Origin of the sequence: Pseudomonas gebzensis (assembly GCF_034427815.1) — a bacterium.
Classification (GTDB): Bacteria; Pseudomonadota; Gammaproteobacteria; order Pseudomonadales; family Pseudomonadaceae; genus Aquipseudomonas.
On the sequence record NZ_JAXQNS010000002.1, the window covers coordinates 583,545 to 601,406 of the forward strand.

Annotated in this window: 10 protein-coding genes; 6 read left to right on the forward strand and 4 right to left on the reverse strand. The window is 67.0% G+C overall.

The annotated features are described in order from the left end of the window. The first annotated feature begins 83 nt into the window (after nt 1-83). The 6 genes from treS (at nt 84) to SJI00_RS06685 (ending at nt 9,593) form a co-directional block, all read left to right on the forward strand. Complete coding sequence (treS, locus tag SJI00_RS06660) at nt 84-3,395, forward strand: maltose alpha-D-glucosyltransferase (RefSeq protein WP_322460937.1); 3,312 nt, start codon at nt 84-86, stop codon at nt 3,393-3,395. Next, nucleotides 3,396-5,606 (forward strand): 1,4-alpha-glucan branching protein GlgB, encoded by a 2,211-nt coding sequence (gene glgB / locus SJI00_RS06665; RefSeq protein WP_322460938.1) that lies wholly within the window; start codon nt 3,396-3,398, stop codon nt 5,604-5,606. 347 nt (nt 5,607-5,953) lie between these two features. Further along, the gene (locus SJI00_RS06670) at nt 5,954-6,892 is read left to right on the forward strand and encodes a tetratricopeptide repeat protein (protein ID WP_322460939.1); all 939 of its coding nucleotides are present in this window, start codon (nt 5,954-5,956) and stop codon (nt 6,890-6,892) included. Nucleotides 6,893-7,021: 129 nt separating this feature from the next. After that, complete coding sequence (locus tag SJI00_RS06675) at nt 7,022-7,771, forward strand: 5-oxoprolinase subunit PxpA (RefSeq protein ID WP_322460940.1); 750 nt, start codon at nt 7,022-7,024, stop codon at nt 7,769-7,771. After that, nucleotides 7,768-8,472, forward strand: coding sequence for a 5-oxoprolinase subunit B family protein (locus SJI00_RS06680; RefSeq protein WP_322460941.1), 705 nt, complete (start codon nt 7,768-7,770; stop codon nt 8,470-8,472). Before SJI00_RS06675 ends, SJI00_RS06680 begins: the two co-directional genes overlap by 4 nt. After that, nucleotides 8,469-9,593 carry a 5-oxoprolinase subunit C family protein gene (locus SJI00_RS06685; protein ID WP_322460942.1) on the forward strand — a complete coding sequence of 375 codons (1,125 nt, stop codon included), beginning with the start codon at nt 8,469-8,471 and terminating at the stop codon, nt 9,591-9,593. Before SJI00_RS06680 ends, SJI00_RS06685 begins: the two co-directional genes overlap by 4 nt. Before the next feature lie 68 nt (nt 9,594-9,661). Here the strand turns inward: SJI00_RS06685 and SJI00_RS06690 are convergent, their stop codons facing one another. The 4 genes from SJI00_RS06690 to SJI00_RS06705 all read right to left on the reverse strand — a co-directional run bounded on the left by SJI00_RS06690 (nt 9,662) and on the right by SJI00_RS06705 (nt 17,686). Next, a complete protein-coding gene (locus SJI00_RS06690; RefSeq protein WP_322460943.1) occupies nt 9,662-10,384 on the reverse strand; it encodes a GntR family transcriptional regulator in 723 nt (240 codons plus the stop codon). Between the two features lies 1 nt (nt 10,385). Continuing rightward, nucleotides 10,386-14,012: an urea carboxylase gene (gene uca, locus SJI00_RS06695; protein WP_322460944.1), complete on the reverse strand. Its 3,627-nt coding sequence runs from the start codon at nt 14,010-14,012 to the stop codon at nt 10,386-10,388. A 76-nt stretch (nt 14,013-14,088) separates the two neighbouring features. Then, nucleotides 14,089-15,879, reverse strand: a complete 1,791-nt coding sequence (gene atzF / locus SJI00_RS06700) for an allophanate hydrolase (RefSeq protein WP_322460945.1) — start codon at nt 15,877-15,879, stop codon at nt 14,089-14,091. Between the two features lie 373 nt (nt 15,880-16,252). Further along, on the reverse strand, nt 16,253-17,686 hold the full coding sequence (locus SJI00_RS06705) for an aldehyde dehydrogenase family protein (RefSeq protein ID WP_322460946.1): 1,434 nt from the start codon (nt 17,684-17,686) through the stop codon (nt 16,253-16,255). Between the last annotated feature and the right edge of the window lie 176 nt (nt 17,687-17,862).

Genomic DNA, 17,862 nt, shown 5'->3' on the forward strand with positions numbered 1-17,862 from the left:
ATTACGCAAATGGCCATCGCGGTCTGCCTGAGCGAACAGCGGTAGCCGCCAAGGCCCAACCACGTACTTGAAAGGAGTTGCACATGGCCAAGCGTTCTCGCCCGGCAGCCTTCATCGATGACCCGCTGTGGTACAAGGACGCGGTCATCTATCAGCTCCACATCAAGTCGTTCTTCGACGCCAACGATGATGGCATCGGTGATTTCGCCGGCCTGATCAGCAAGCTCGACTACATTCAGGAACTGGGCGTCAACACGCTCTGGCTGCTGCCGTTCTACCCCTCGCCACGGCGCGACGACGGCTATGACATCGCCGAATACAATGCCGTACACCCCGACTACGGCACCCTGGCCGACGCCAAGCGCTTCATCAGCGAAGCGCACAAGCGCGGGCTGCGGGTGATCACCGAGCTGGTCATCAACCACACCTCCGACCAGCATCCTTGGTTCCAGCGCGCCCGCCACGCCAAGGCCGGCAGCAAGGCACGGAATTTCTACGTGTGGTCGGACACCGACCAGAAATACGACGGCACACGGATCATCTTCCTCGACACGGAAAAATCCAACTGGACCTGGGACCCGGTCGCCGGCCAGTACTTCTGGCACCGCTTCTATTCCCACCAGCCCGACCTCAATTTCGACAATCCGCAGGTCATGAAAGCCGTGCTTTCGGTGATGCGCTTCTGGCTCGATCTGGGCGTCGATGGCCTGCGCCTGGATGCTATTCCGTACCTGATCGAGCGCGACGGCACCAACAACGAAAACCTGCCCGAGACCCACGCGGTGCTCAAGGCGATCCGCGCCGAGATCGACGCCAACTACCCCGACCGCATGCTCCTGGCCGAAGCCAACCAATGGCCGGAAGACACCCGGCCGTATTTCGGCGAAGGCGAGGGCGACGAATGCCACATGGCCTTCCACTTCCCGCTGATGCCGCGCATGTACATGGCCCTGGCCATGGAAGACCGCTTCCCGATCACCGACATCCTGCGCCAGACCCCGGAGATTCCGGCCAAGTGCCAGTGGGCGATCTTCCTGCGCAACCACGATGAGCTGACGCTGGAGATGGTCACCGACCGCGAGCGCGACTACCTCTGGAACCACTACGCCGAAGACCGCCGCGCGCGCATCAACCTCGGCATCCGCCGGCGTCTGGCGCCGTTGCTGCAACGCGATCGGCGGCGCATCGAACTGCTCACCAGCCTGCTGCTGTCGATGCCCGGCACGCCGACGCTGTACTACGGTGACGAACTGGGCATGGGCGACAATATCTACCTGGGCGACCGCGACGGGGTACGCACGCCCATGCAGTGGTCGCCCGACCGCAACGGCGGTTTTTCCAAGGCCGACCCGCAGCGCTTGGTGCTGCCCCCGGTGATGGACCCGCTGTACGGCTTCCAGACGGTCAACGTCGAAGCCCAGGCCCATGACCCGCATTCGCTGCTGAACTGGAACCGCCGCCTGCTGGCGGTGCGCAATCAGCAGAAAGCCTTCGGCCGTGGCACGATGAAAACGCTGACCAACAGCAACCGCCGCGTGCTCGCCTACCTGCGCGAATTCACCGACGAGGCCGGCCACCACGAGATCATCCTCTGCGTGGCCAACGTCTCGCGCACCGCGCAGGCGGCCGAGCTGGACCTGTCGCACTACGCCGACAAGGTGCCGGTGGAGATGCTCGGCGGCAGCGCCTTCCCGCCCATCGGCCAACTGCCGTTCCTGCTGACCCTGGCGCCTTACGGCTTCTACTGGTTCCAGTTGGCCAGCCGCGAACGCATGCCCAGCTGGCACCAAGAGCCGGCCGAAGCCTTGCCCGAGCTGACCACTCTGGTGCTGCGCGCGCGCATGGAAGAGCTGTTGCAGGCGCCGGCCCGCGACATGCTGGAAAGCACGATCCTGCCGCAGTACTTGCCCAAGCGCCGCTGGTTCGCCGGCAAAGAGGGCCCGCTCGACAGCATCGGCCTGTGCTATGGCGTGCGTTTCGGCACCGCGCAAAGCCCCGTGCTGCTCACTGAAATCGAGGTGGTCAGCAACGGTGTCGCCAGCCGTTACCAGTTGCCGTTCGGCCTGCTGGCCGAAGAACACATCAGTGCCGCGCTGCCGCAACAGCTGGCGTTGTCGCGTGTGCGCCGCGGCCGTGAAGTGGGGCTGATCACCGATGGTTTTGTGCTGGAACCGTTCATTCGGCAAGTGCTGCGCGCCTGCCAGGACGACACCCGCCTGGCGTTGGAGGAGGGCGAGCTGCAGTTTCACCGCACTGAACTGTTGTCCAGCTTCACCATCACCGACGACACGTCGGTGCGCTACCTCAGCGCCGAGCAGTCCAACAGCTCGGTGGTGGTGGGCGAGAGCCTGGTGCTCAAGCTGATTCGCCGGGTCAATGGCGGTATCCACCCTGAGCTGGAAATGAGCGCGTACCTGACCCAGGCCGGGTTTGCCAATATCTCGCCGCTGCTGGCATGGGTCAGCCGCGTGGACGAACAGCAGCAACCGCACCTGCTGATGATCGCCCAGGGCTACCTGAGCAATCAGGGCGATGCCTGGGCCTGGACCCAGAACACCCTGGAGCGGGCGATCCGCGACGCGCTGGAAGCCGAGCAGGAGGGCGAGCAGGCCCATGCCAGTGCCCAGAGCGAACTCGCCGATTTTGCGGCCTTGTTCGGCCAGCGGTTGGGCGAAATGCACCTGCACCTGGCCGCGCCGAGCGATGACCCGGCGTTCGCCGCGCAGGTCAGCAGCGTGGATGACAGCCAGCGCTGGGCGCAGCAGATTGGCGCCGAACTCGAGCACGCGCTGGACCTGCTGGCCCAGCACCGCGACGCGCTGGATGCCGACAGCCAGGCCCTGGTCGATGACCTGCAACAGCAGCGCGAGGGCCTGGCCCAGCACGTGGCGCGCCTGGCCGATGCGGCGCAGGGCGGGCTGCTGATCCGCGTACATGGCGACCTGCACCTGGGCCAGGTACTGGTGGTGCAGGGCGATGCCTACCTGATCGACTTCGAGGGTGAACCCTCGCGGCCGCTGGAGGAGCGTCGGGCCAAGCACAGCCCGTTCAAAGATGTCAGCGGTGTGCTGCGTTCTTTCGACTATGCTGCCGCGATGATATTACGCAGCGCCTCTGCCACGGACCTTTCCGAGCCCGAGCGGCAAGCGCGGCAACGGGTCGCCCGGCAGTACCTGCACCAGTCTCGTCAAGCGTTCGTCGAGGCCTATGGCCTTGCCACTGCCGGCATGCCCCACGCTTGGGAGCAGGCCGACGGCGAGCGCGCGGCGCTGGAGCTGTTCTGTCTGGAAAAAGCCGCCTACGAAATCATATATGAAGCCGAAAATCGTCCCGCCTGGCTTGCCGTGCCATTGCACGGTCTGCATGGACTGATCAGCACCTGGGGAGAGTCCTGAATGAATGCAACAACGCGTGAAAACGGCGGTTTGCGGCAGCGTGACCTGAATGCCTTGGCCCGTGCCGAACACGCCGATCCCTTTGCCGTGCTCGGCGCTCATCGGGATGCTGGCGGTGCTGTAGTGGTCCGCGCCTTCCTGCCCACTGCGCTGCATGCCCGTGTGCTCAGCCGCGAGGATGATCGGGTGCTGGCCGAGATGCAGCAGGGCAGCCTGCCGGGCCTGTTCTTCGCCTACCTGGAGCACGACCAGCCGTATCGCTTGCAGATCGGCTGGGCGGGCGGCGAGCAGGTTACCGAAGACCCGTACAGCTTCGGCGCCCAGCTCGGCGACATCGATATGCACCTGTTCAACGAAGGCACGCACCGTGATTTGGCCGGGCGCTTCGGCGCACAGCCGATTCAGGCCGAGGGGGTCGATGGCGTGTGCTTCTCGGTGTGGGCGCCCAATGCGCGGCGTGTGTCGGTAGTCGGTCACTTCAACAACTGGGATGGCCGCCGCCACCCCATGCGCCTGCGCCATGGCGCGGGGGTCTGGGAGCTGTTCATCCCGCGCCTGGGCCCGGGCGAGACGTACAAGTTCGAGGTGCTCGGCAAGAATGGCGTACTGCCATTGAAAGCCGACCCACTGGCGCGCGCCACCGAGCTGCCGCCCAGCACCTCCTCGAAAGTCGCCGGGCCGCTGGGCCATGAGTGGGGTGACAGCCAGTGGATGAGCGAGCGCGACCAGCGCCATGCCATCAGCGCGCCGCTGTCGATCTATGAACTGCATGCCGGTTCCTGGCGCTGCGAAGTGGATGACGTCGGCGAGGTGGCGCGCTTCTACAACTGGCGTGAGCTGGCCGAGCGCCTGGTGCCCTATGTGCAGCAACTGGGCTTCACCCACATCGAGCTGCTGCCGATCATGGAGCACCCGTTCGGCGGCTCGTGGGGTTACCAGCCACTGTCGATGTTCGCGCCGACCTCGCGCTACGGCACGGCGGAAGATTTTGCCGCGTTCATCGACGCCTGCCACCAGGCCAGCATTGGCGTGATTCTTGACTGGGTGCCTGCGCATTTCCCAACCGACGAACATGGCCTGGCGCAGTTCGACGGCACCGCGCTGTACGAGTACGCCAACCCCCACGAAGGCTTCCATCAAGACTGGAACACGCTGATCTACAACCTTGGCCGCAACGAAGTGCGCGGGTTCATGCTCGCCTCGGCGCTGCACTGGCTCAAGCACTTCCACATCGACGGCCTGCGCGTCGATGCGGTGGCCTCGATGCTGTACCGCGACTATTCGCGCAAGGCTGGCGAGTGGGTGCCGAACCAGTACGGTGGCCGCGAGAACCTCGAAGCCATCGAGTTCCTGCGCCAGCTCAACGATGTCGCGGCATTGGAAGCGCCGGGTGCGCTGATCATCGCCGAAGAATCCACGTCGTGGCCGGGTGTCAGCCAATCGACCCAACAAGGCGGCCTGGGCTTCACCTACAAGTGGAACATGGGCTGGATGCACGACACGCTGCATTACATCCAGAACGATCCGGTGCACCGCGCCCATCACCACAACGAGCTGAGCTTTGGCCTGGTGTATGCCTATTCCGAACGCTTCGTGCTGCCGATTTCCCACGACGAAGTGGTGCACGGCAAGCATTCGCTGATCGACAAGATGCCTGGCGACCGCTGGCAGAAGTTTGCCAACCTGCGCGCGTACCTCTCGTTCATGTGGCTGCACCCGGGCAAGAAGCTGCTGTTCATGGGCTGCGAGTTCGGCCAATGGCGCGAGTGGAACCACGACCATCAACTGGACTGGTACCTGCTGCAGTATTCCGAGCACCAGGGCGTGCAGGATCTGGTCAGCGACCTCAACCGCCTGTATCGCGACGTGCCGGCGCTGCATGATCAGGACTGTAAGCCAGCGGGCTTCCAGTGGCTGATCGGCGACGATGCGCAGAACAGCGTGTATGCCTGGTTGCGCTGGAGCAAGGACGGTGAACCGGTGCTGGTGGTGGCCAACTTCACCCCCGTGCCGCGTGAGGCGTATAGGGTCGGTGTGCCGTTTGGCGAGCAGTGGCAGGAAATGCTCAACAGCGATGCCGAGCGTTATGCCGGCACCAATTACGGCAATGGCGGGGCGGTGACGGTCGAGCACCTGCCAAGTCACGGCCAGCCGCTGTCGTTGTCACTGAACTTGCCGCCATTGGGGATATTGGTGATGAAGCCGGTGTAACGCGCGTCGGCCCGCGGTCAGGTGCCCCTTGTCACGCAGGCGACGTGTTCGGTGTGGGAGGGCGATTGGCCGCTCCGGTGGCCGTCGAGTTCCTGCGAGTCAGCGGGGGCAGAAGCGACGTCGGTCGCGCCTGCCCCTGCCACAGGGTGTTCCCTCTGTCATCGCGTGGTCCGGCTGGAAGCAGCCGGACCCGTGCGTCGGTCAGCCGCAAAGGGCAGGCCAGTCAACTCAGCGGCCCGCGCCGAGGGCCGAACTAAACGCCTCGGGTGTGTTCTGACCTGATCCTAGAGCGCATCGAGCCACCTCTGCCCATGCGCGCATAACGTTGCTCCAGACGCAAGGACGCCATGTACCGACCCATGATGCTACTGGCCACCCTTCTCGCCCTCTCGGGGTGCCAGGGGATGGCCGGCCCTCCCAATGCAGAAGCGGAGTTCGCCGGCACCCGGTGCCTCCTGTTGTTGAGCAAGGACCCGCTCGGCTACGACGACCAACGCTTCATCGACCGTTACGCCAACGACGAACACCCGCAGTGCCTCGTGGCACTGGGCAAGCTGTATCAGCGAGGTCAGGGCTATGTCTGGCAGAACTTCGGCAAGGCCCGCCGGCTGTATGCCCAGGCCAGCAAAGGCAGCCCCTTGGGCGATGTCGCGCTGGGACGGATGGCCGAGACAGGTGCAGGTGAACCGGTCGACTACACCAAGGCACGTGAACACTACACCCTGGCCGGGCAGTCCGGTGCAGAGTCGCTGGGTAGGCTGCAGGAAGCGGGCAAGGGCGGCCCCAAGGACTTGGAAGCGGCGATATCGAGCTACTTGCGGGCCACCCGCTACCCTGGAGACGATGCCTGGAACGCCATGGATCAGCTGCGCGAACAGGGCCAGGCGTTGACTGACGCGCAGCGCCAGCAGTATGAGCAGCTCTGGATGAAAGCGCTGGTCCAACAGCAGAGCCGCGCCCTGTGGTTCAGCGAAGTGTCAGCGGCGGTGCGTGCAGCGCCTCATCTGCAGACAGGCCAGCTGACATACCATTTCAAGGCCGGCAGTGGCACCCCGCAGATCACTCTGAGCCAGCGTTTTGGCGACGACAAGGTCGATTACTGGGTGATGAAGGCCTTATCTAAGATGTCCATACGCAGCGTGCGACCCTTGACCGATGCCTCTGGCACGCGAGAAGTCAGCCTGCCGCTGCGCTTCACGGCCTCTTGGGCGCGGGCGCGCTACCCCAGCCTGTGCCGGTTCATGGATTGTTCCGACTCGCCCCGTGAAATGTTTTTGAGCCAGTAGGGTTGATACCGCAGGCTTGCCCCAGGCACCGCGCTCGGCATAGGGTCTCAACTTGTCACACAGCGCCTGTCGAGCGCACAAGCGCTGCGGGCCCGAACATCAGCCCCTCAGTCACTGGCGGAGGCCTTAATGATACGTCCCATGCTCAACTGCGATATCGGCGAAAGCTTCGGCGCCTGGTCCATGGGCCTGGATGAAGAGGTCATGCCCTTGATCGACTGCGCCAACATCGCCTGCGGTTTCCACGCCGGTGACCCCGGCATCATGCGGCGTACCGTGGCCTTGGCGGTCAAGCATCAGGTGCGCATCGGCGCGCACCCGGCGTATCCGGACCTCGCCGGGTTCGGCCGCCGCAGCATGGGCTGCTCGGCGCAGGAAATCGAAGACCTGGTGCTCTACCAGCTCGGCGCGCTGGAAGCGATGTGCCGCGCCGAGGGGAGCCGCGTGCAATACGTCAAACCCCACGGTGCACTGTACAACGACATGATGGCCGACCCTGTGCGCCTGCGCGCCGTGATGCGCGCCGTGCGGGCCTACGACCCGCAGCTGCCGCTGATGCTCATGGCCACCGCCGACACCACGGCCAGTCGCCAGCTGGCCGGCGAACATGGCCTGACCCTCTGGTTCGAGGCCTTCGCCGACCGCGCCTACGAGCCCGATGGCCAACTGGTCAGCCGCCGCCTGCCGGGTGCGGTGCACCATGAGCCGGCGCAGGTGGTGGCCCAGGCGCTGGGCCTGGCCCGTGGCGAGCCCTTGATCACCCGCGACGGCAGCGCCTTGCGCCTGCAGGTCGATACCCTCTGCGTGCACGGCGACAATCCAGCGTCGGTGGCCGCCGTGCGGCAGATTCGCCACGCCCTCGACGGGCTGCCGGCATGAAGCTGCGCGTCGAAGTCGCCGCCATCGACTGCCTGACCCTGCGCCTGTTCGACGCCATCGACGAAGCCAATGTGCCCTGGCTCCTGGCCGCCGCCGAGCAACTGCGCGCAGCGTTCGGTGCGGCGCTGGTGGACCTGGTGCCGTCCTACACCACGCTGATGCTGCACTACGACCTGACCCGGCTGGACGATGCTCAGGCCCGCGCCTTGTGTGAGCAGGCCCTCAAGGACCTGCAGCCGAGCACGGCCGACAGCGGCCGCGAGTTGTCCCTGCCGGTGTGGTATCACCCCAGCGTCGGGCCGGACCTCGAATCCCTGGCCCGGCAACGGGGCTTGCGTGTGGACGCGCTGATCGCCCTGCACAGCGGCCGCGCGTATTCGGTGTTCGCGTTGGGTTTTGCGCCTGGCTTTGCCTTCATGGGCCTGGTCGACCCACGCCTGGCCAGCCCGCGCCTGGCCACGCCCCGGCAAGCCGTGGCTGCGGGCAGCGTCGGCATCGCCGAGCGGCAGACGGCGATCTATCCGGCGGTGTCCCCCGGCGGCTGGAACCTGGTGGGGCGCAGCCCGGCGCGCTTGTTCGACCCGTCGCTGGAGGGCTTCAGCCTGCTGCGCCCGGGTGACCGGGTACGCTTCGAGCCGGTGCAACGTGATGAATTCCTACGTTTGGGTGGCGACGAAACGCCCATGGAGACCCGCGCATGAGCGTATTGATCGTGGAAAAGTGCGGCCCCTATGCCAGCGTGCAGGATGCCGGCCGCAGCGGCGTGCGCCACTTGGGGCTGACACAGGGCGGTGCGTTGGACTGGCTGGCGCAGCACTGGGCCAACTGGATGCTGGGCAACGCCCTGGACGCCGCCGTGGTGGAAATCACCCTGGGCGGGTTACAGCTGCAATGCCAGGGCGAGGGCTGGCTGGCCCTGGCGGGCGCCGACCTGGGTGCCACCCTCGATGGCCAGCCGCTGGCCGTCTGGCAACCGTTCGCGGTCAAGGCCGGACAGCGCCTGCGCTTCGCCAGCCCGCGGCTGGGCGCGCGGGCGTACCTGGCGGTGCCGGGTGGGGTGCAGGCGCCGTCGCTGGCAGGCAGTTGCGCGACGGTCAGCCGTGAGGGCGTGGGCGGTCTGGATGGGCGCGGAAGCGCCTTGCGCGAGGGTGATCGGTTGATGGGGTATGGCGAAGCCGGTTCGCCAGGCGCCGTTGCAACTGCATTGGCCGACGCCGCAGCACGTCACGCCGCCTCGGGTGCTGCAGGTGGGGATGCACCTGAAGGTGCATCAGGTGCCGCCTCTGAGACTGCGTCCCGCGCAGCCTGCGAGCCTGTCTTCAGCGCCGCCTCCAAGCCTGCCGCCAGGGCCGTATCCAGCGCTGCGGCTAGCGCCTGCGCGCCACGCGCCGTGCCCACGGCGCTGATCCCTGACCTGCGCAGCCCCGCGCACCTGGAGCTGATCCTCGGTGCCCAGGCCAGCGGCTTCACTGGGCAGAGCCTGTTCAACGCCTTCAACCAGCCCTGGACGGTGGATGTGCGCAGCGACCGCATGGGCCTGCGCCTGACCGGTGAGCCGCTGCACTACCGCGGACCGGGCCTGATCTCCGAAGGCATTCCCCTGGGCGCGGTGCAGGTGCCGCCCGACGGCCAGCCGATCATCCTGCTCAACGACCGCCAGACCATCGGCGGCTACCCGCGCCTGGGCGCGCTCAGCCCATTGGCCGTGGCGCGGCTGGCGCAGTGCCTGCCCGGCGAGACGGTGCGCCTGTGGCCGCAGGTGACCTACGCTGCCCAACAGCGCCAGCAACGCTGTGTGCAAGCGTTGCGCGGGGCACGCTGAGCGCTCCCCTGGTCAGTGCCTCGCTCGGCCTGTCTGCAGACCGTTGGCGCACCCCCTCTACACGCGCCTCATGCAGGCGCCGAGACGGCCCGCTGGTGCGCCGCGTGCAGCCGGTGCAGGGTGATCTGGCGCACTTGCGCCTTGCTGAGGTCGATGTGGCTCTGCAACAGCTGTTGGGCCGTGTCGCAGCGGCGTGAGAGGATCGCCTCGAGAATGCGCGCGTGCTCGTCATAGGTCGCCTCGACCCGCGAGGGCTGGGTGAAGTCCAGGCGCCGCAGAATCCGAATCCGTTCGCTGACCTCGCTGTGCAGCCGCGCCATCTCGCCATTGCCGGTGGCCTCGACCAACTGGCAGTGGAATGCCTCGTCGAGCCGGGCGACCTCGCGGCCGTCCGCCAGGCGCTGTTGGGGCGGAACCTTCCACACGCGGGCCAGCCCCTCCAGCAGCGGCGGGGTGGGGCCTGCCTGGCGCTCGCACAGGCGCTTGACCGCCGCCAGCTCCAGCACGATGCGCACGTCGTAGAGCTCTTCGAAGCGCTGGAAATCGAACGGTTTGAGCTGCCAGCCACTGCGAAAGTGCACCGCCAGATAGCCCTCGCGCTCCAGGCGATACAGCGCCTGACGCACCGGCGTGCGGCTGGCTGCCATGCGCGCCGCAATCTCGCCTTCGCTGAAACGGTCACCGGGTAGCAGGCGAAACTCGAAGATGTCGTCCTTGAGCTGGCAATAAATGCGTTCGGCGAGGTTCTGTGGGCGCACCCTGGGGTGCTCGAGCGGATCGCCCAACGGCATCTCAGGCGGCCTCGCTGGGTGCGAGGGTGAGCAGCGCATCGCCCGGCGCGATGGCCTTGCCGGGCTGGCAGCGCACCGAGGTGACCGTGCCGGCCACCGGGGCAAGCACCGCCAGTTCCATCTTCATGGCTTCGACCACCAGCAGCGTGGCGCCGGCCTGAACGTGCTGCCCCGGTTCGACCAGCACCTTCCACACACTGCCGCACAGGTCGGCGCTGACCAGATGGCCATCCACGGCCTGCGCCTCGTCCTGAGGTGGGGCGGGCGCCGTGTGGTTGTCGTCTTGCTGGTCATGCCAGCGCAGCGCTTCGGCGTCGAAGGCCTGCTTCTGCTGGGCCTGGAAGTGTTCGATGCTCGCTGCGTTGTCCGCGAGAAACTGCCGGTACTCGGCGAAATCGAAGGTGCTGTGTTCGATGCGTATCTGCGCACGGCCTTCGCGAAAGGCTTCACGCCAGTCATCGAGCTGCGCTTGGCTGACCGGGTAGAACTGCACCTGGTCAAAGAACTGCAGCAGCCACGGCTGACCGTCGGCGAACTGCGGATTCTTCACGAAGGTGTTCCAGATCGGCACGGTCCGCCCCACCAATTGGTAGCCGCCGGGCGAGTCCATGCCGTAGATGCACATGTACATGCCGCCGATGCCCACGGTGCCTTCGGCGGTGTAGGTGCGCGCCGGGTTGTACTTGGAACTGAGCAGCCGGTGGCGCGGGTCGAGGGGCACGGCGCACGGTGCGTCGAGGTAGACATCGCCCAGGCCCAGCACCAGGTAGCGGGCGTCGAAAAGAATGTCGCGCACCTGCTCGCGGCTCGCCAGGCCATTGGCGCGCTGGATGAAGTCGACATTGTTCGGCAACCACGGCGCCTGGCTGCGCACGGTCTCGCTGTAGCGCGTCACCGCGCCGAGGGTGGCGCTGTCTTCGAAGGTCATGGGCAGGTGGACGATGCGCGACGGCACCTTGACCGATGCGACATCGCCCAGCGCGTGTTCCAGGCGCAGCAGGTGAGCGAGCAGGGTCTGCTGATGCAGCACGCGGCTGTCGTAACGCAGTTGCAGCGAACGCACCCCCGGCGCCAGTTCTTCCAGGCCGGCCAAAGGCTGCGCCTTGAGCGCCTCCATCAGCATATGCACACGCAGGCGCAGCGCCAGGTCGAGCACATTGTCGCCGTATTCGAGCAGCAGGTAGGCGTCGCCGGCCTGGCGATAGACCGCCCGCGGGCGGCTGCCCTCGGCGGGCAGTTGCGCCAGCACGGTGGCCGAGACGGTGTCACCGGGTTGCAGGCTGGGCGCGGGCAGCTGCGGCGCCTGTGTGGCCTTGAGGCTGAGCAGGCTGTCCAGTTGTGCCTGTTCCAACGCTTGCGCCTGCGCGAAGCTGATCGGGTGAAAACGCAGGGTGTCGCCGGGCTTGACCTGGCCGACCTTCCACAGCTCGGCCTTGGCGATGGTCACCGGGCAGACGAAACCGCCCAGGCTCGGGCCGTCTTTGCCCAGGATCACCGGGAAGTCGCCGGTAAAGTTGATCGCCCCGATGGCGTACTCGCAATCATGCACATTGGACGGATGCAGCCCGGCTTCGCCACCGTCGGTACGGGCCCAGCTGGGCTTCGGCCCGCTCAGGCGCACGCCGAGGCGATTGGAGTTGTAGTGCACCTGCCAGTCGGCGGCGAAAAAGGCCTCGATGGCCTCGGCCGTGAAGAAATCCGGCGCGCCGTGCGGGCCGTAGAGCACGCCGATGCTCCAGGTGCGGGTGTAGTGGGGGATCAGCGAGGCCTCGAGTGCCTGCGGCGCGCTGACCGGCGCAGGTGTGGTGCAGGCGGGCAGGTCCTGGGAAATGCCGAGCATGTCGCCGGCGCGCAGGGTACGCCCGGCGTGGCCACCGAACTGGCCCAAGGCGAAGGTCGAGCGGCTCCCCAGGTACACCGGCACATCGAAGCCGCGGCGCACGGCCAGGTAAGTGCGGCAACCGTGGGTCGCGCGGCCAAGTGTGAGCACCTGGCCCGCCTTGACCACGATCGGAGTCCAGTAAGGCACAGGCTCGGCGTCCAGCGTGGCAGGGCAGTCGGCGCCGGTCAGGGCGACCACGGCAGCGCTGTGGAAGCGCAGGGTCGGCCCCTGCAAGGTGAACTCCAGCCCGGCCGCGCTGGCGTGGTTGCCAACGATGCGGTTGCCCAGGCGGAAGGCGTAATCGTCCATCGGCCCGGACGGTGGCACGCCGATGTCCCAGTAGCCCAGGCGACCGGGGAAGTCCTGCACGCTGCTGCACGTACCGGGCTCGAGCACTTCGATCACTTGGGCGGCGTAGGGCAGGTCGTCGAGCAGGCGGGTGTGGACCTGCGCGTTGCGAAAGCGCGGGTCGGCCACCACCTGGCGCAGGTAATCGAGGTTGGTGGCGATACCGTGCAGGCGCGTTTCGCCCAGTGCAGTCTGCAGCGCGGCAATGGCGTGATCGCGGGTGGCGGCATGCACGATCAGCTTGGCCAGCATCGGGTCATAGAAGGCCGACACCTCGCTGCCGGTGCTGACCCAGCCGTCGACGCGTACGTTGTCCGGAAACTGCACGTCGGTGAGTACGCCGGGGCTGGGCTGGAAGTGTTTCAGTGGGTCTTCGGCGTACAGCCGCACTTCGATGGCAACGCCCTGCGCAGCGCGGCTCAGCGCAGTCCAGTCCAGCGCGTCGCCTGCGGCCAGGCGCAGCATGCACTCGATCAGGTCCAGGCCGGTGACCTGCTCGGTCACCGGGTGCTCGACCTGCAGGCGGGTGTTCACTTCGAGGAAGTAGAAGGCGTCACGCGCGGCGTCGTAGATGAACTCGACGGTGCCGGCGCTGCGGTAGCGCACCGATTCTCCCAGTTCGATGGCGGCAGCGTGCAGGCGCTCGCGGGTGGCCTGGGGCAGGTGCGGCGCGGGGGTCTCTTCGAGCACTTTCTGGTTGCGCCGTTGCAGCGAGCAGTCGCGTTCGCCGAGGGCGACGACACGGCCGTTGCCGTCACCGAAGATCTGCACTTCGACATGCCGCGCCTGATCGACGAAGCGCTCGATGAACACCCCGGCGTCGCTGAAAAACTGCTCGCCCATGCGCTTGACGCTGTCATAGGCACTGGCCAGCGCGTCGGCGTCGGCGCAGCGCGTCAGGCCAATGCCGCCACCGCCGGCGGTGGTCTTGAGCATGATGGGGTAGCCGATGTCCTGGGCCGCCGCCAGGGCCTGCTCCAGGCTGTGCAGCAGTGCGGTGCCCGGGGCCATCGGCACCTGCGCCTGGGCCGCCAGCTCACGGGCGCGGTGCTTGAGGCCGAATTCACGGATGTGCACGGCATCAGGGCCCACGAAGGCGATGTTGGCGTCTTCGCAGGTTTGCGCGAACTCGGCGCTTTCCGAGAGAAAGCCATAGCCGGGATAAATCGCCTGGGCGCCGGTGGCCTGCGCCGCGGCAAGGATCTTGTCGATGCGCAGGTAGCTGTCGGCCGGCTTGTCGCCGCCCAACGCGATGGCGACATCGGCATCGCGCACGTGCGGGGCATTGCGGTCGGCGTCCGAATACACGGCCACGCTTTTCACGCCCAGGCGCTTGAGGGTGCGGATGGCGCGCACGGCGATTTCGCCACGGTTGGCGATCAGTACGGTCTGGAACATGCTCGTTGCCTCTTCGGGGGGTGGATCGCCTCACAGGGCGTGCACCGGCGTGTGCGTTGGCGGCAGGGAACGCGGGTCAGGCGTGGGTGCTGGCGATAAACGCGCGCCAGCCGCCGAAACGGGTGATGTCACGGGCGTCGGTCAAGGCCCACGGCTCGCAGATGAAGCCCTTGACGCTGCGCCCGTCGGCCAGGGTCAAGGTGCCGATGCCGAGCGGTGCAGGAATCTCGGCGACGAATTCGCCAAAGCGCGCCAGGGGGATGTCCCACAACTCGACGGTGATCGAGTCGCCGTCGCCGCTGCGCGCCAGGCCTGGTTTGGGCGGCACGGTGCCGGGCAGCGCGTAGAGACGGTAGTCGGGCGAGGTCTGCGTCTGCTCGACCAGCACTGCGTCGCGCTGCGTCAGCTGGCTGTTCAGCGGCATGCCGGTCAGGTGTGCGCCGACCACGGCGAGGCGCACGCTGCCCGCCGGTACTGCGCGTACCGGAGGCTGCACCGGCAGGCGCCGGCCAGTGGCGCCCAGCGGCAGGTCCAGGCTGGCCTGCCAGCGTTTGCCAAACGCCGCCAGTGCGCGGTCATGCCAGGCAGGGGCGAGCAGGGTGATGCCGGCGGGCAGCCCGTCCGCGCGCAGGCTGGCGGGCAGGGCCAGGGCCGAGAGGTCGGCGAGGTTGGTGAAATTGGTATAGGTGCCGAACTGGCTGTTGAACAGCACCGGCTCCTGCGCCATCTCGGCCAGGCTGCGAATGGTCGGTGAGGTGGGCACCACCAGTGCGTCGAAATCGGACAGTGCGGCGTTGAGGGTGCGACTCAGCGCGGCGCGCCGGTACTCGGCCTTATAGGCATCGCAGGCGCTGTAACGGTGGCCATTGGCGACGATATCGCGCACCACCGGGTCCAGGTGCGCCGGGTCGACGCCCTCCACGGCCACTGTGCGCTCGGCAACCCATGGCCCGCAGTAGAGCTGCTCGGCCAGTTCGCGGAAGGGACCGAAATCGAGGGTCTTGAGGGTCACGCCAAGGGCGCTGAGCTGTTCGAGTGCCTGCGCGAAGGCGGCCTGCGCCTGGCGGTCAGCGAAAAACTCCAGGCTGTCCGGCACGGCGAACACCGGTTGGCGGGGCATGCCCACCGGTGCGCGGTTGGGGTTGGGGCGTGCGTAAGGGTCGGCGCCGTCGTCGCCGCTGGCGATCGTGGCGACTGTTTCAGCATCCTGCACGGTGAGGGCAAAGACCGAGAGGCAGTCCAAGGTGCGGCAGGCCGGAACCACACCGGTGGTGGGCAGCCAGCCGCGGGTCGGTTTCAGCCCGACGATATTGTTGAAGCCGGCCGGCACACGGCCCGAGCCAGCGGTGTCGGTGCCCAGCGAGAAGGGCACCAGGCCCCGTGCGACCACGCTGGCCGAACCGGAGCTGGAGCCCCCGCTGACATAGGCCGGGTTGAAGCTGTTGACCACCGCGCCATGCGGCGAGCGGGTACCGACCAGGCCAGTGGCGAACTGGTCCAGATTGGTCTTGCCGATCACAATGGCGCCGGCCGCACGCAGGCGTGCCACGGCGGTCGCATCCTGCGCGGCGGCATAGGCGAACGAGGGGCAGCCCGCGCTGGTGGGCCAGCCGGCGGCGTCGATGTTGTCCTTGATGGCGAAGGGCACGCCATACAGCGGCAGCGCGTCGAGTCGGCCTGCGGCGTTGTCATGCAGGGTCTGCAGGTGGCTCAGTTGCGCATCGAGTTGGCCCGCGCTGGCCAGGCAGATCCAGGCGTTGTCGGCGTTGTCGAGTTGCTTGAGCAGGCGGTGCAGCAACTCGGCAGGTTGCGCCGCATCGCGGTAGGCCTGTTGCCAGTCAGCCAGGGTAAAGGCGGTCGAGGGCATGCGCTGGAACTCCATCTTGTATCCAAGTTGGAATTGACCAGAGCAAGAGTGGTGCCAGTTTTCAAGTTGTTGATTTTTCAGTAGTTCTTTGAAAGCCATCGCCTACGTGGCGCATGATTGCACCGCCCTGAGGCTGCGATGGAGCCTTTTGGTGCGAAGCGGAGCCCGACCCGGCTACGCCGGCCATCGCCGCACCCCGGAGCGGCGGACCGGCCGCTCCACGAGCGTGTCAATGTGAAGGGGCGCATGACACTGATTCGCCTGACAGAGCCCGCCTGAGCAGCCCCAGGGTCGGGGGCGCGTGGAAGACCGCTGGCCCCGACAAGACCCTCTATGGATCGGGTCGCTAAGCCCACTGCCATGACGGATGACTTCACCCCAGACACCGCGTCACATGCTTCACCGACTGATACGCACTCAGCCCCCACGGCCCCAGCTCGCGGCCGATGCCGCTGCCCTTGGTACCGCCCCATGAGGTTTCCACGAACACCGCCTGGATCGAGTTGATCCACACATGGCCGACCTCCAGGGCCGCAGCGCACCGCTCGGCACGCTGCAGGTCGGCGCTGGCGACCGTGGCGACCAGGCCGAAGCGGCTGTCGTTGGCCAGTTCGATGGCTTCGTCTTCACGCGTGAAGCGTCGGGCGCAGAGCACTGGAGCAAAAATTTCCTCGGTCCACAGCCGGCTGTCAGTGGGGACGTCGGTATAGAGCGTCGGCGCGACGAACCAGCCCTGACGGTCAAGCCTCTGCCCACCCGTCAGGCAGCGCAGGCCCTCCCGTTCAGCCACTGCGAAATAGTCGCCCGCCTTGCGCCATTGCGCTTCGCTGCTCAGCGGGCCCATGTCGATGTCGTCGTCGAAAGGATTGCCCAGGCGCAGGGTGCTCAGTGCTTGGGCCAGGCGCGGCAGCAGGGCGTCGGCGATACCCTCTTGGATCAGCAGGCGCGAGGTGGCCGAGCACATCTGGCCTGCGTTCCAGGCGATGCCAGCGATAATCCACTCGATGGCCTGATCGATGTCGCAGTCATCGAAGACGATGATCGCCGACTTGCCGCCCAGTTCCAGGGTCACCGGCCGGCACTGCTCGGCGGCGCTGTGCATCACGCGGCTGCCCACGGCGTTGCTGCCGGTGAAGGAGAGTTTGTCGACGCCTGGGTGCGCACTCAGCGCCGCACCTACCTCAGCCTTGCCGCCGACGATGTTCAGCACCCCTGCGGGCAGGCCCAGTTCCTCGGCGATCTGGCCGTACGCCAGCTCGATGAGTGGTGTGACTTCCGACGGCTTGAGCACCACCGTGCAGCCGGCGGCCAGGGCCGGGGCGATTTTCCAGGCGCTGGTGACCAGGGGAAAGTTCCACGGCACGATCAGCCCGACCACGCCGATGGCCTCCAGGCGGGTGCGTGCGCTGAAGCCGGGCGCAGCCAGGGCCACCGGGCGGTATTGGCGGGCGGCCAGATCGTCGGCGAGGTCGGCGTAATAGGTGAAGGTCGCCACGGCATCATCGATGTCCACCTCGGCCTCGGCGCGTGGCTTGCCGTTGTTGCGCATCTGCAGCTCGACCAGCGCCTGGCGCCGCGCCGCGAGGGCGCCTGCGAAGCCACGCAGGTAGCCGGCACGGGTGCCGGGTGCGGTGTTCTTCCAGGCAGGCAGGGCGGAACGCGCGGCGGCGACCGCCTGGTCGACCTGGACGCGGCTGGCAGCACGCAGCTCGGCAAACACCTCGGCGCGTGCAGGGTCGAACACGCTGAGCACGTCAGCGCCTTGGCCGTCGACCCACTGGCCGGCAATGTAGTGAGGGGTGTTCATGAACGGACTCCGGCAGCCGCGCAACGGCGCGGCGAATGATCAATGGGGGTAATGCGCAACCGGCTGGCGCACCGCAGCGTTGCTTCGAGCAGATGACCCTGCCTCTGCCGGCATGCCCGGGCCGGCCGCATTTGCAGCGCGCCGCTCAGCGCACAGGGCGCGCAAGCGGCGGCGAT